The 14,163-nt window shown below is 72.0% G+C and carries 12 protein-coding genes and 1 pseudogene; 10 read left to right on the forward strand and 3 right to left on the reverse strand.

The window, feature by feature from the left end:
- Positions 1-2: 2 nt before the first annotated feature.
- The 6 genes from KI385_RS37205 (at position 3) to KI385_RS37230 (ending at position 6,480) form a co-directional block, all read left to right on the forward strand.
- Positions 3-620: a TetR/AcrR family transcriptional regulator gene (locus tag KI385_RS37205; RefSeq protein ID WP_238576431.1), complete on the forward strand. Its 618-nt coding sequence runs from the start codon at positions 3-5 to the stop codon at positions 618-620.
- Positions 621-825: 205 nt separating this feature from the next.
- Positions 826-2,037: a cytochrome P450 gene (locus tag KI385_RS37210; RefSeq protein ID WP_238576433.1), complete on the forward strand. Its 1,212-nt coding sequence runs from the start codon at positions 826-828 to the stop codon at positions 2,035-2,037.
- Positions 2,038-2,152: 115 nt separating this feature from the next.
- Positions 2,153-2,347 carry a ferredoxin gene (locus KI385_RS37215; RefSeq protein ID WP_128511603.1) on the forward strand — a complete coding sequence of 65 codons (195 nt, stop codon included), beginning with the start codon at positions 2,153-2,155 and terminating at the stop codon, positions 2,345-2,347.
- Positions 2,344-3,663 carry an NAD(P)/FAD-dependent oxidoreductase gene (locus tag KI385_RS37220; RefSeq protein WP_238576434.1) on the forward strand — a complete coding sequence of 440 codons (1,320 nt, stop codon included), beginning with the start codon at positions 2,344-2,346 and terminating at the stop codon, positions 3,661-3,663. The genes KI385_RS37215 and KI385_RS37220 overlap by 4 nt, the downstream gene beginning before the upstream one ends.
- Positions 3,664-3,722: 59 nt before the next feature.
- Positions 3,723-6,185, forward strand: a complete 2,463-nt coding sequence (gene uvrA, locus KI385_RS37225) for an excinuclease ABC subunit UvrA (RefSeq protein ID WP_238576435.1) — start codon at positions 3,723-3,725, stop codon at positions 6,183-6,185.
- 82 nt (positions 6,186-6,267) lie between these two features.
- Positions 6,268-6,480 carry an EF-hand domain-containing protein gene (locus KI385_RS37230; RefSeq protein WP_238576436.1) on the forward strand — a complete coding sequence of 71 codons (213 nt, stop codon included), beginning with the start codon at positions 6,268-6,270 and terminating at the stop codon, positions 6,478-6,480.
- A 100-nt stretch (positions 6,481-6,580) separates the two neighbouring features.
- On the opposite strand, the gene KI385_RS37235 is transcribed toward KI385_RS37230, so the two are convergent.
- Positions 6,581-8,971: a GH92 family glycosyl hydrolase gene (locus KI385_RS37235; RefSeq protein ID WP_238576437.1), complete on the reverse strand. Its 2,391-nt coding sequence runs from the start codon at positions 8,969-8,971 to the stop codon at positions 6,581-6,583.
- A 188-nt stretch (positions 8,972-9,159) separates the two neighbouring features.
- Here KI385_RS37235 and KI385_RS37240 point away from each other — a divergent pair, with 188 nt between their 5' ends.
- Positions 9,160-10,023: a hypothetical protein gene (locus KI385_RS37240; protein WP_238576438.1), complete on the forward strand. Its 864-nt coding sequence runs from the start codon at positions 9,160-9,162 to the stop codon at positions 10,021-10,023.
- Here KI385_RS37240 and KI385_RS37245 read toward each other — a convergent pair.
- Positions 9,981-11,189, reverse strand: a complete 1,209-nt coding sequence (locus KI385_RS37245) for an MFS transporter (protein ID WP_238576439.1) — start codon at positions 11,187-11,189, stop codon at positions 9,981-9,983. The genes KI385_RS37240 and KI385_RS37245 overlap by 43 nt on opposite strands.
- 95 nt (positions 11,190-11,284) lie before the next feature.
- Here KI385_RS37245 and KI385_RS37250 point away from each other — a divergent pair, with 95 nt between their 5' ends.
- The 3 genes from KI385_RS37250 to KI385_RS37260 all read left to right on the forward strand — a co-directional run bounded on the left by KI385_RS37250 (position 11,285) and on the right by KI385_RS37260 (position 13,461).
- Positions 11,285-12,331, forward strand: a complete 1,047-nt coding sequence (locus KI385_RS37250) for an ArsR/SmtB family transcription factor (protein ID WP_238578014.1) — start codon at positions 11,285-11,287, stop codon at positions 12,329-12,331.
- A 129-nt stretch (positions 12,332-12,460) separates the two neighbouring features.
- A complete protein-coding gene (locus KI385_RS37255; RefSeq protein ID WP_238576440.1) occupies positions 12,461-12,994 on the forward strand; it encodes a hypothetical protein in 534 nt (177 codons plus the stop codon).
- On the forward strand, positions 12,991-13,461 hold the full coding sequence (locus KI385_RS37260) for a GNAT family N-acetyltransferase (protein ID WP_238576441.1): 471 nt from the start codon (positions 12,991-12,993) through the stop codon (positions 13,459-13,461). The genes KI385_RS37255 and KI385_RS37260 overlap by 4 nt, the downstream gene beginning before the upstream one ends.
- On the opposite strand, the pseudogene KI385_RS37265 reads toward KI385_RS37260, so the two are convergent.
- A pseudogene (locus KI385_RS37265) lies at positions 13,450-13,975 on the reverse strand (IS5 family transposase). The gene KI385_RS37260 and the pseudogene KI385_RS37265 overlap by 12 nt on opposite strands.
- Positions 13,976-14,163 lie beyond the last annotated feature (188 nt).

Genomic DNA, 14,163 nt, shown 5'->3' on the forward strand with positions numbered 1-14,163 from the left:
CAGTGAGCGAAAGTGCGGCCGTCCGGCCCCGCAATCCGCGCGGACAGGGCGAGCGTCTGCGGGAGGAGCTCCTGCGGGCCACCGAGCGCCTCCTGGAGGAGGTCGGCAGCGAGGACGCGCTGTCGCTGCGGGCGGTGGCCCGCGCGGCCGGCGTCGCCGCACCGAGCATCTACCGCCACTTCTCCGACAAGACCGAGCTGGTCTGGGCGACCCTGGAAGTCAGCTATGAGCGGCTCGCCGCGGCGATGGCCGAGGCCGCCGCGAAGGCCGACGACGACCCGGTGGCGCGGCTGCGCGCCCAGTTGCGCGCCTACTGCCGTTACGCCGTCGCACACCCCGCCACCTACCGGCTGCTCTACGAGACGCGGCAGACCCCGGTCGGCCCCGAACGGCTCGCCGGACACCCGGCCGGGCTGCTGGTACGCAGCTGGCAGCAGGCGCTGACGGCCTGTGAGGACGCCGGATGGCGGGTGCGCGGCTCGCGGTCCGAGGCGCCGTATGTGCTGTGGTCGTCGGTGCACGGGCGGGTCATGCTCTGGCAGGTCATGCCAAGCCCCAAGGACGCCAGCAGGCTGGACCGCTTCGTGGACGAGATGCTGCGGCTGCTGCTGGAGCGCTGAGCCGCGCTTCGGGCGCCGGGCCACCGCCTGCCGCGCCGGTCTTCGCCCCGGGACTCTCCGGGCCGCTCACCTGAGGAATCGTCACCCACACCACCCCCGGCACGCTTACCTGTGCATTACACATGTAAGTTTACGGGTGTTAGGCGAGTTCGACTCTCCGGCGCACGCCCCTGCCGACGTGCGCGCACGAACCGAGATGAGCGAGATGACACTTTCCACCGCCCCCGCGCCGCTGCCCGTGGAACCCCCGAGCGGCTGCCCCTTCGACCCTCCCGCCGCACTGGGCACCCTGCGCACCGAGCAGCCGATCTCCAAGATCTCACTGTCGGACGGCAGTTGGGCCTGGCTGGCCACCCGCTACGCCGATATCCGGGCGATCCTCGGCGACACCCGCTTCAGCTCCGACACCACCGTCCACGGCTACCCGCTCAGCGGAATGACCGGCGGCTCCAACACCGACAACCGCGGCTTCATCCGCAGGGACCCGCCCGAGCACACCCGGCTGCGCCGGATGGTCACCCGGGAGTTCATGGTCAAGCGGGTCGAGGCGCTGCGCCCCGAGATCCAGCGGATCACCGACGAACTGTGCGACGCCATGGAGCGCCGCGCCGGCCAGGACGTGGACCTCGTCGAGGAGTTGGCGCTGCCCGTCCCGTCGCTGGTCATCAGCCTGCTGCTGGGCGTCCCGTACGACGACCACGACATCTTCCAGCGGATCACCGGCACACTGCTCTCCCGCACCGTCCCCGACGACGAGCGGGAGACCGCACGGCTCGAACTGCGGGACTATCTCGACCGGTTGGTCACGGCCAAGGAGGCGGACCCCGGCGATGACATCCTCGGCCGGCTGATCGTCGAACAGCAGCGAACCGGCGAGATCACCCACGACGAGGTCGCCGCCTTCGCCGCGTTGCTCCTGATCGCCGGGCACGAGACCACCGCCAACATGATCGGCCTGAGCGCGCTGACCCTGATGCGCGACGCGGAGAGTGCCGAACGGCTGCGCCAGGAGCCCGCCCTGATCCGCGGCGCAGTCGAGGAACTGCTGCGCTTCCACAGCATCATCCGCAACGGACCGCGCCGGGTCGCCACCGCCGACATCGAGATCGACGGGCACCTCATCCGGGCCGGCGAGGGCGTCGTGGTGGCCGTACCGTCCGCCAACCGCGACGAGAGCGTCTTCGCCGATGCCGACCGGCTCGACATCCGCCGCCCCAACGCCCAGCACCACGTCGCGTTCGGCTACGGCATCCACCAGTGCCTCGGCCAGGCGCTCGCCCGGGTCGAACTCCAGGTGGTCATCGGCACCTTGCTGCGCCGCTTCCCCACCCTGCGGCCCGCGGTGCCCCTGGAGAAGATCCCCTTCCGCACCGATATGTCGATCTACGGCTGCCACGCGCTGCCCGTCACCTGGTGACACCGGGCCCGCCGCCACGCGATCGTGGCCCCGGCCCGATCTCACTGTCCGCAAGCCCAACACCACAGGCCCAACACCACAATCCCCACGGAAATCCCCCACGGAGCCTTCTGCCATGAAGATCACCCTTGACGCCGACAAGTGCTGCGCCGCCGGCCAGTGCGTGCTGATCGCCCCCGAGGTCTTCGACCAGCGCGACGAGGACGGCGTGGTGGTGCTGCTCGACGCCGAACCGCCCGCCGAGCAGCATGACGCGGTCCGCGAGGCGGCCGCCATCTGCCCGGCCGCCGTGATCGAGGTCCACGCATGACCGCCCGGCCGATCGCCGTCGTCGGCGCCTCGGCGGCCGGGCTCGCCGCGGCCGAGGCGCTGCGCCGCTTCGGCTGGCGGGGCCCGCTGACACTCATCGGTGACGAGCCCCATCTGCCCTACGACCGGCCGCCGTTGTCCAAGCAGCTGCTGCACGGCGCCTGGGAGCCGGAGCGGCTGCTGCTGCGTACCGAGGAACAGCTCGACCCGCTCGACCTCGACCTGCGGCTCGGCACCCGGGCCACCGGCCTCGACGTGGCCACCCGCACCCTCACCCTCGACGGAGGAGAGAGGCTCGACTGCGCCGGCGTCATCATCGCGACCGGCGTCGCGGCCCGTACGCTGCCCGGCGCCGACGGGATCGCCGGTGTGCACACCCTGCGCACCCTCGACGACGCGCTGGCCCTGCGCGGCCGGCTCGCCGGCACCGCCCGACGGCTGGTGATCGTCGGAAACGGCGTCCTCGGCTGCGAAGCCGCCGCGGTGGCACGGGAGTTGGGGCACGAGGTCACCCTCGTCGGGATCGGGGCGATACCGATGGCCGAGGCGGTCGGCACCGAGGTCGGCGAGCTGCTGGCCGAGGAACACCGCGCCCGGGGCGTTCAGCTCATCACCGGGGCCGTGGACGGATTCGGGACCACGGCGGACGGGGCGGACCCGGCCGGTACGGACGACGCACAGATCACCGATGTACGGCTGGCCGACGGCACCCGGCTGCCGGCCGACCTCGTCCTGCTGGCGATCGGCTCCCGGCCCGCCGTCGAATGGCTGGCCGACCCGGCGCTGGACACCACCGACGGGCTGCGCTGCGACGCGTACTGCGCCGCCGCCCCCGGTGTCTACGCCGCGGGCGACGTGGCCCGCTGGGACCATCCGGTGCACGGCCGGCCGCTGCGCTTCGAGCACCGGATGAACGCCACCGAGCAAGGGATGGCCGCCGCCCGCAACCTCCTGGCCGAACTGACCGCCGAGGCCTGCGCCTCCGCGCCCGCCTCCGCCCCCGCCGCGCCCGCGGACGGCACCCCCGGCCAGGAGCGCCGCGCCTTCGCCCCCGTGCCGTACTTCTGGTCCGACCAGTACGACATCAAGATCCAGGCGTACGGGCTGACCGCGGGCGCCGACCGCGTCGAGACCACCGTCCTGGACCGGACGGCGCGCCGCGCCCTGGCGCTCTACGGCCGGGGCGGCAGCGCCGTCGGCGTCCTGGCGGCCGGGCTCCCGCCCCGCCAGGTCCGTGCGCTGCGCGCGGTCATCGCCGCCCCGCTCCCCTGGGAGGAGGCGCGCGAGCGGATCCGGGCCGCCACGGCGGCAGGCTGACGGGCACGACCACGGAGGGCTGTGCCCGATCATGGAGGACTGTGCCCGATCATGGAGGGATGGCCGACTCGTTCGTACGGGTGCGCGGCGCCCGTGAGCACAACCTCCGCACCATCGATGTGGACATCCCGAGGGACGCGCTGGTCGCGTTCACCGGGGTGTCCGGATCGGGCAAGTCCTCCCTCGCCTTCGGCACCATCTACGCCGAGGCGCAGCGCCGCTACTTCGAGTCGGTGGCCCCCTACGCCCGGCGCCTGATCCACCAGGTCGGCGCGCCCAAGGTCGAGGACATCACCGGTCTGCCGCCCGCCGTCGCCCTGGAACAGCGCCGCTCCGCGCCCACCTCCCGCTCCTCGGTCGGCACCGTCACCACCCTCTCCAACACCCTGCGGATGCTGTTCTCCCGCGCCGGCGACCATCCGCGGGACGCGACGGAACGACTCGACTCCGACGCCTTCTCGCCCAACACCGCCGCCGGCGCCTGCCCGGAGTGCCACGGCCTGGGCACCGTCCACCGCGTCACCGAGGAGTCCCTCGTCCCCGACCCGGCGCTGTCCCTCCGCGAGGGCGCCGTCGCCGCCTGGCCCGGCGCCTGGCAGGGCAAGAACCTCCGCGACATCCTCGCCGCCCTCGGCCATGACACCGACCGGCCGTGGCGCGAGCTGCCGCGGGCCGACCGCGACTGGATCCTGTTCACCGACGAACAGCCCGTCGTCACCGTGCACCCGGTCCGCGAGGCCGGCCGTATCCAACGCCCGTACAAGGGCCAGTACATGAGCGCCAAACGCTACGTACTGCACACCTTCGCCGACTCCAAGAGCGAGGCGCTGCGCAAGCGCGTCCAGGGGTTCATGGTCGCCGAGCCCTGCCCGGTCTGCCACGGGCGGCGGTTGCGCCCCGAGGCGTTGGCCGTGACGTTCGAGGGCCACGACATCGCCGCGCTCGCCGGCCTGCCGCTCGGCGCCCTCGCCGAGCTGCTGCGCCCCACCGCGGAGCGCACGGACGAGGAGGTGGCCCCGGCGCTCGCCCGCGACCTGGTGGCCCGTATCGAGGTGCTCACCGAACTCGGCCTGGGCTATCTGAGCATGGACCGGCCCTCGCCCACCCTGTCCGCGGGCGAGCTGCAGCGGCTGCGGCTCGCCACCCAGCTGCGGTCCGGCCTCTTCGGCGTCGTCTACGTCCTGGACGAGCCGTCCGCGGGACTCCACCCGGCCGATACGGAGTCCCTGCTCGCCGTGCTCGGCCGGCTGAAGGAAGCGGGCAACTCGCTGTTCGTCGTGGAGCACGACATGGACCTGGTGCGGCGCGCCGACTGGCTCGTGGACGTCGGCCCGCTGGCCGGGGAGCACGGCGGGCAGGTGCTGCACAGCGGACCGGTCGCAGCCCTCGCCGACGCCGCCGACTCCGCCACCCGCCGGTTCCTCTTCGCCACCGAACCGCCCGCCGCGCGCCCGCCGCGCACTCCCTCGGGCACGCTGACGCTGCGCGGAGTCACCCTGCACAATCTGCGCGGTCTGGACGCCGCTTTCCCGCTCGGCGTCTTCACCGCCGTCTCCGGCGTCTCCGGATCGGGCAAATCGACGCTGGTCACCCGCGTCCTCGCAGAAGCCGTCCGTGACCACCTCGGCACCAGCGACGACCACCGCGACACCACCGACACGGACGGCGCCGACACCGGCCCGATGGCCCGTGCCCAGCTCACCGGCGCCGAGGGCCTGGAGGCGATCGACCGGCTGGTGCGCGTCGACCAGAAGCCGATCGGCCGCACCCCGCGCTCCAACCTCGCCACCTACACCGGGCTGTTCGACGCGGTACGCAAGGTCTTCGCCGCCACCGACGAGGCCCGCGCCCGCGGCTACACCGCCGGCCGGTTCTCCTTCAACGTCGCCGCCGGCCGCTGTGAGACCTGCCAGGGCGAGGGCTTCGTCGCCGTCGAACTGCTCTTCCTGCCCGGCACCTACGCGCCCTGCACCGCCTGCCACGGCGCCCGCTACAACCCCGAGACCCTCCAGATCACCTACCGGGAGAGGACCATCGCCGACGTGCTGGCGATGACCGTCGACGCCGCCGGCGACTTCCTCGCCGATGTCCCCGCGGCCGCCCGCAGCCTGCGCACCCTCCAGGAGGTGGGCCTGGGCTATCTGCGGCTCGGCCAGCCCGCGACCGAGCTGTCCGGCGGCGAGGCCCAGCGCATCAAGCTCGCCACCGAACTCCAGCGGACCCGTCGCGGGCACACCCTCTACCTCCTCGACGAGCCCACCACCGGACTGCACCCCGCCGACACCGAGGTACTGCTGCGGCAGCTGCACGGGCTGGTCGACGCCGGCCACACCGTCGTGGTCGTCGAGCACGACATGGGGGTGGTCGCGGGCGCCGACCATGTCATCGACCTCGGACCGGGCGGCGGTGCGGACGGCGGCCGGATCGTGGCGGCGGGTACACCGGCCGAGGTCGCGGCGGCGCCGGGGAGCCGTACGGCGCCCTACCTGGCACGGCGGAGGGCGCGGCCGGACGCTTCGTGAGGGTCGGCTAATGTACGCAGGTCAGATCACCAGGCAATACCACCGCGCAGCACTGCGCAGCACCACGAAGGGGGCACCTCTCATGGCAGACATCGAGAAGGCCAGGGCGGCGTTCGACCGGTTCGACGCGGACGGCGACGGCCAGGTCACGCCGGACGAGTTCAAGCGGGCGATGGCCGAGATGGGCGACCCGTACGTCACCGGCCCGGTCGCCGAGGCGGTCATCAAGGCCAAGGACACCGACAGCGACGGCCGGATGTCCTTCGACGAGTTCTGGCAGGCCCTGCAGGCCTGACGTCCGCGCTCCCTCGTGCGCAGCCGCGGCAAAGCCCGGAACGGGTCGTCCTGGGACGCCCCGCCCGGGCCTTGGTCGCCTTTCTGCCGCGACGGTGGTCTCAGCGCCGGCGAGCCGGCCGCTGCTGCGCGGCCGCGGTACCCACCGGCGGCGGCGCGGCATGATCGCCGGTGCCCCAGCCGGACGGCTTCGCGCCCACGGTGAAGGACAGTTCACGTCCCGAACGCAGCTCGTCGGTGGTCAGATAGGTCCGGTCCCGGTCGGCGCCGTCCAGACGGACCGACTGCACATAGCGCTGCGCGGACGACGTACCGGGCGCCGTGATGGTGAAGTGCCCGGCCGGGTAGTAGCGCCGGTCCAGCGTCAGCTCCACCCGGTCGAAGACCGGTGTGCTCAGGCCCCAGCTGTCGGTGCCCGGCTGCACGGGGAACACCCCGATCGAGGACAGCACCATCCACGCCGACATCGTCCCGAGGTCGTCGTTCCCGGTCATTCCCGTGGGGGTGTCGGTGAACAGCGTCAGCGCCGCATGCACCACATCCGTGGTCTTCCAGGGCCGGCCGGTGGACAGATAGGTGTACGGCGCGATCAGATCGGGCTCGTTCTGCGGGTTGTACTTGTCCGCGTTGTAGTAGTCGTACGGGCCGTTGACCCACACCTCACGCGCCGTCCTGCGCGGATCCTCCAGCAGCTGCTGGTAGGCGAAGAAGGAATCAAGACGCTCATCGGCCTTGTCCTTGCCGCCGATCAGCTTCAGCATCCCCGGCAGATCCTGCGGAACCAGCCACTGGTACTGCCAGGACGTGCCCTCGTGAAAGCCCTGGCTCTTGGCCGGGTCGGCCGGCCCGGTGAAGGCGCCCCGCTCGTCCCGCGCCCGGAAGAATCCGGTCGAACTGTCAAAGATCTTGCGGTAGTTCTGGGCCCGGGCCGCATACCGGTCGGCGTCCTTGTCGTGCCCCAGATCGCGCGCCATCTGGGCCAGCATCGCATCCGACAGGGCGTATTCGAGGGTCGCCGAGGCGCCGTGGTCGAAGTCGGAGTCACCCGGCTTGGCGTGCGGGCGGTCCTTGATGAAGGGGGCGAAGCCGTCCTTCAGATACTGCGCGTTGGCCTCCCGCCCGACGGCCGGCGAATCGGCCGGCGGCACCCCGTCGGCATTCTTCTTCAGCGCCGCGTACGCCTCCTCCTCATGGCCCGCCAACAGCCCCTGCTGATAGGCGTTGGTGAGGAACGGGGTGACCGGATCGCCGGTCATGATGTTCGTTTCGACCGTTCCGTAGCCCCACTTGGGCAGCCAGCCGCTCTCCTTGTCGATCCGCAGCACCGACAGCGCCATATCGCGCGACTCCCGCGGCGCGAGCAGCGCCAGCAGCTGCGCCTGGGTGCGATAGGTGTCCCACAGGGACCAGTTCTGGTAGTAGGTGTGCCCGCCGAAATCGGCGGTCCGGTGGGTGCGCTGGTCCCAGCCGGTGTACCGGCCGTCGACGTCACTGCCGATGTTCGGCGCGAGGAAGGACCGGTAGAGGGAGGAGTAGAAGGTGCGGCGCAGCGTCGTGTCGCCGCCCTGCGTCCTGACCAGGGCCAGCCGCCGCTCCCATGCCGCGTTGGCCGCGGCCTTCGTGCGGTCGAAGGAACGCCCGCCCTCGGCACGCAGATTGCGGGCCGCGCCCGCCGCGTCGACATAGCTGATGGCTGTGGTCGCCTCGACCGTACGGTCCTTGCGGGTGTCGAAGCGGGCGTAGGCGCCGTGCCGCCCGGTGGCGGTGGAGTCCTTGGAGCCGGGCGTCACCTTGTCACCGTCCCAGGTCCCGTACGAGGAGAACGGCCGGTCGAAGCGGGTGAGGGTGTACACCGTGTACGGCTTGGTGTCCTGGCAGAAGCCGCGGCCCGTGATGGCCGTGCGGATGGTGCGGGAATCCAGCACCTCGACCCGTGTGGAGACCGTCTTGTGCAGCGACTGGCCGGCGTTGAGCAGGACGTTGGCCTGGTCGGTGGCCGGGAAGGTGTAGCGCTGTTTGCCGGTGCGGGCGGTGGCGGTCAGCTCGGCGGTGATCCCGCCGTAGGACGTCAGTCCGACGCGGTAGTAGCCGGGGCGGGCCGACTCGTCGTCATGACGGTAGGCGGCGGCGTACTTCGCATAGTCGGTCTCGGTGATCTCGCCCGTGGTGGGCAGCACCGGCAGATCACCACCGAGCCCGCAGCCGACGCCGGATATGTGCACCGAGCTGAAACCGCGGATGTGGTCGTCGTCGTAGCTGTATCCGGTGGTGTGGCCGGTGTCGGCGGAGAGCTGCACCATGCCGAACGGTACGGCGGCACCGGGGTAGGTGTTGCCGTCGTTCTGGCTGCCGATGAACGGGTTGACCAGGTCGGTGAGCGGGCCGCCGGGCGGCTCGGCCTGCGCGGTGGGGACCGCGAGCGCGCCCCCGATGAGCGCGGCCGCCAGCACCGCGCCCGCGGTGCGCAGCCGGGTGCGACTGAGCCATGGCATGGATCCAGACCTCCGGGGGTTGTTGCCGAGCGGACGGCCGACGAGGGCATGCGGAGGGAGACGCGGATGACCTCACGGGCCGACAACGTTGTCAGAGCGCGCTCATTCTTGGTGCCGGTCAGGTGCGCGTCAAGGGGCGGCGCGAGGGTAACTCCGGAGCGCGGCCGAGTACTCGATAGCCTTCCACCGTGCCGCCGCCCGACGAGACCACAGCCCCGCCGGCCCCGCCCCACCGCATCCCCGCCGACTTCGTCCGGTTCGCGGTGGCCCTGGACGCACCCGAACTCGCCTGGGGCTATCTGCACGACCGGCTGACCGCCGAGGATGCCGTCCGGCTCGCCTTCCTTCGCCGCTGCGATCTCGGGGCGCCCGGCGAGGCGTTCGCCCGTATCCATGCGCGCGGGCCGGACGACGCGACGGAACTCGCCGCCGTATGCCGGGAGATCCTGGGCGACGACCCGGAGGACGCGCGGCGGGTCTGGGACCACCTGGCGCTGAGCCGGGATGTGCCGCGCGCAAGCAGCGAGGGTGACGGTGACGGCGATGTCGGCGACGGTGCTGACGGCGGCGCTGCCGTTGAGGCCTTCCGGCGCCAACTGGCCGACGGACAGCGGGAGTTCCTGCTCGACCGGGCCGCCTCCGGCCGGGGTATGAACTGGCAGGAGAGCTCCGCGCTGCTGGGGACCGACCGGCCCGAAGAGGTGGACGCCGCGTTCGACCGGGGCGAAGAGCTGGTCGGCGTCGCCGTGATCGGACTCGCGCTCACCCACCCGGACGCCGCGGCGATCCTGCCGAGGGTCGCGCGGGCCCTGGACCGCGCGCTGGAGACGTCGGACCCGGGGCTCCGCCACCAGGGCATCGTCGCCCTCGCCCATACCGCCCGGCTGCACCGCACCGTCGACCGCCGCTGTCTGGACCTGCTGCGCCGCTGCCCGCGCGGCAACGAGGCCGACCAGGATCTGTGGGGGTATGTGGCCCACCGCCGGCTGCCGTGGTGGCTGTGGCGGCATCAGCTCGGCGAGCGGCTGAGATGGCCGTCGCGGCGCAGGTGAGGGTCCGTCACCCTCGGCCGCAGACCGGGCGCCAGAGCCAGCGTGACCGCGACCGAGGCCGCCGCCAGCACCGCCATCGCGGTCGCGGGCGAGGTCCACTGGGCGACGCCGCCCGCGAGCGCGGCGCCCACGCCCTGCATGGTCAGCATGCCGGAGGAGTGCAGCCCGAGGGCGTGCCCGCCCAGCTCGTCCGGGGTCAGCGACAGCAGCCGCTCCTGCAGCGGCAGGCTCGACGCGTAGCCGGCCGTGGCGAGCACCACGGCGGCCACCGCGAGCGGCAGCGCCGGGCGTACGGCGAAGAGCAGATACGGCACGGCCAGCAGCAGACACAGCGGGACGCAGAGCCGCTGCCGCCACCGCTCGGGGATCCATCTGCCGGTCACCATGTCCCCGGCCAGCATGCCGAACGCGCCGCAGGCGAACAGCAGTCCGGCGTGCCGGGGCGCGTAGGGGACGTAGAGGGACTCACAGCCGACGATCAACCCGTTGGGCACCCAGAGGGCGAGCAAGACGGTGCGGCGCGGTCCGGCGGACCACAGGCGCACGTTGGTGCGCCAGGTGTCGGCCAACGACGGCCGCCCGGTCGCGCGCGAGGGCCGGCGGCCGAGGCCGTACCGGGCGACGGCCGCGGCGACGACGTGGAGGGCGGCGCCGGCGAGCAAGGTGCCGCGCGCGGACAGGGTGCTCACCAGGACACCGCCGACCGCGAACCCGCCGATCTGCATGGCCCCACCGGACATGTTGAGCACCGAGCGGCCGAGCAGATACCCCTCGCGCGCGAGGATCTCGTCGAGCAGTCCATAACGCACCCCGCCGCCCAGCGAGCCCGCCGTCCCCAGGCCCAGAAGGACGGCGAACGCCGCCCCAACGGGCAGCCCCGGGACGGCCTGGACGGCGGTGCCCAGGCCGAGTACCAGCGCCAGGCCGGTCAGCGCGGCGCGTGGCGGCAGCCGGTCGGCCGCCGACAGCAGCGTCGCCGCGCCGATCACCTGGGCGAGCGACGGGCCGAACATGGCGAGGGCGGAGAGCAGCGGCGAGCCGGTCGCCGCGTAGATCTGTGTGCCCAGGGCCAGCCCGCTCACCGTCTGGGCCGCCACCTGGAGGGAGGAGGTCAGGAAGAACGGGGTGAACTCCGGTGTAAGGAAGAGCTGTCGGTAGGTGCGCATGAGCCCGGAGTCTCGGCGGCCGCTCCGCCCGGGAGTTACTGTTTCGCGGGTCGGCGAAACAACGGTGAGCAGTGGGTACGGAGGCGGGCGGGGGCGTGGGCTGGTGGGAGATCAGCGCGGACACCCTCGCCGGAAGCCGCTTCGTGATCTCTCCTCTCGCCGAGGCCATCGCCGGCCTCAAGACCCTGCAACGGGGAACGGCCACGCACCCGGGCGAGCGTGCCTGGCTCGACACGCATCTGCCCGCCTACCGGGAGCGGCTGGCCGGGGACCCGCTCACCGCGCTCCTCGTCCGGGCCGCCCTGGGACACCGCTGGAACGCCACCTTCCTCACCCCCACACCGACCGGCGACGGGCAGGTGTCGGAGGCCGCTGAAACCCCGTCCCTCGACCAGGAGTTGGCTCGTCTGCGCGAGACGCCGTCCGCCACCGCCCGCGACGACCTGACCGTATCCCTGGGTGGCCGCCCGCTCCCCGGCCCGCTGCGGCGCGCCGACGACCTGCCGCGGCGCACCGCCGACCTCCTGGAGTGGGTATGGCGGGAAGCGGTGCTGCCCTACTGGCCGCAGCGCCGACGGATCATCGAGGCCGATGTCCTCGCGCGCACCGCCCAGTTGAGCCGCGGTGGCTGGGCCGCGGCCCTGGCCGATATGCGCCCCGGGATGCGCTGGCTGGGCGCGAACCGGCTGCAGATCACCACGTACGACCATCCGCCGCGCGAGCTGACGGGAGCGGGTGCGCGGCTGCTCTTCGTCCCCGTCACCCCGCACCAGACGTGGCTCTCGTGGGACGTTCGCCCGCCCCACTGCGGGGGCGTTGCCGGCCGGGGGCCGGGGGAGCGCCGCTCCGCCGTGGTGTATCCGTGCTCGGGCGCGCTGGCGGAGGCGGGCCGGGCGCCCGTGCCGGGGGCGCTGGGCGCGTTGCTGGGACCCGCGCGGGCGCGCGTCCTGGTCCTGCTCGGTACCCCCAAGAGCACCACGCAGCTGGTGGCGCTTACCGGCCAGGGCCTGGGGTCGGTGGGCCGCCACCTCAAGGTCCTGCTCGATGCCCGGCTGATCGGCCGCCGACGGACCGGGCGGTCCGTGCTCTACTACCGGACGGCGGCCGGCGAGGTCCTGATGGGGGCACAGACGGGTGGGTGAGTCCCCTGGGCCCACCCGCTACACCCGCCCACCCCCCCGAAGGGGCGTGGGCGGCGGGAAAAAACCTAGGCCCTGTCCGGCGACTGCTGCCCCTGTCGGGCGTGTAGCGCACGCGTGCATCATGGTCGTATGACCGACCTTGGAGAGTCCCAGCCACACCAGCCTCTGACCTCTGTCGATTCATCTACGTTGCTGGCGCTGGCCGATGGCTACCACGCCCGCGCGGTACGGCCACTGGGCAGCCGCGCGGTTGCTGGGCACCTGGTGAAGCCCTATGCGATCGAGGCGCCGGGGCGGAGTGTGACGGACGAGGACCTGCAGACCGCGCTGCGGGTCGCCGCCGATCACCTGTCAACGGCGTATCTGCGGGGTTCACTTGGGCTCGCCGTGCTGCTCGTCCATGCCGGTGGTGACGGTGACTACGTCCTTGTCCACACTTGGATCGAGGGGTATATGTCCGACCTCGCCGTCTTCGTCGGTCCGGCCGGCGATGCTGCCCAGCTCCGCCCCGGCCGGTCGGGCCTTGCTCCGTGCGTGTGGGAAGCGGCGGTCTTGGCTCACGAACGGAATGCCCTCACCCGGCACGTGCTGGACGGCCGGGGTGGGCCCGACGAGCGGCTCGTGGCCTGGCGCGGCGATGTGCTGGAGGGTGAGGTCCGGTGACGGGCACCGGTTTGGCCAGGGTGCGCCGCGCACGCGTTGCCGATCTTCCTCATGTTGCCCAGCTCGTATCCGAGCACGCCGCGTACGAGAGGGCGGCACCCCCGCCGACTGGCTTGGCCCGGCGGCTGGAGGCGCTGCTGTTCGCTTCACAGACTCCGCGATTGCGGTGCTTCGTCGCGGAGTTGAACGACGGCGAGATCATCGGGTACACCACGTGCGCTCCGGAGGTGTCCACGTGGGACGGGGCAGAGTATCTCCACATGGACTGCCTGTTCCTGCGCGATGGTCATCGGGGTCTGAAAGTCGGCCCCCTGCTGCTGGAGGCCGTGGTGGCCGAAGCACATGAGCTGGGGCTCGGACAAGTCCAGTGGCAGACCCCACCCTGGAACACGGACGCGATCAGGTTCTACGACCGGCTGGGAGCACAGGCGAAGGAGAAGCTGCGGTACCACCTGTCAGTCGGCTGAACTCTGGTGGCCGCCTCCCTCCCGGAGCCACAGCCTGATCGCGGCCACCGTGACGGTGCCGTGAAACACGTAGGCTCTCTTGTCGTATCTGGTGGCCACGGCCCGGAACCCCTTGAGGGCCAGGATGGTTCGTTCAACTTCGTTGCGGCGACGGTGGATCGACTTGTCGAAGCTGACGGGACGGCCTCCCTTGCTGGTGGGCACGACACACTGTGGCGTCCACACCGACCGAGGGCCAGTCGATTCGCCCGTCGGTATCGGCATCGGCCTGGACGGCACGTAGGACCCGCTCCCACGTGCCGTCCGCCGACCAACGTCGGTGACGGTCGAACACCGTCCGCCGCTTCCCGAACTGCGGCGGAAGATCTCGCCATGGGATCCCTGTCCGCAGTCGGAAGAGAATGCCGTTGATCACCGTCCGACGGCACTTCCCTCGTCCCCCTCGGCCGACGTTCTTCGGCAAGTGCGGCTCAGGCCGAGCCCATTCCGCATCGCTCAGGTCGCTTCGCCCCACATGCCCACGAACGATCTGTCGCACCACTCGTCACCGACCCACCAGACAGGCCCTAAGGAGCCCGCATGTGGCGCTGACACGTCAAAAATCATGAGGTGTCTGCCTTGTTCTCTCTTGCTCTCTTCAGGGGCCCGTGCCTCAATGGTCTGCGATTCGGGTTGCTGACCACCCATCAGATTCCGGCGGTG

Origin of the sequence: Streptomyces inhibens (genome assembly GCF_022221585.1) — a bacterium.
Taxonomy (GTDB): Bacteria; Actinomycetota; Actinomycetes; order Streptomycetales; family Streptomycetaceae; genus Streptomyces; species Streptomyces inhibens.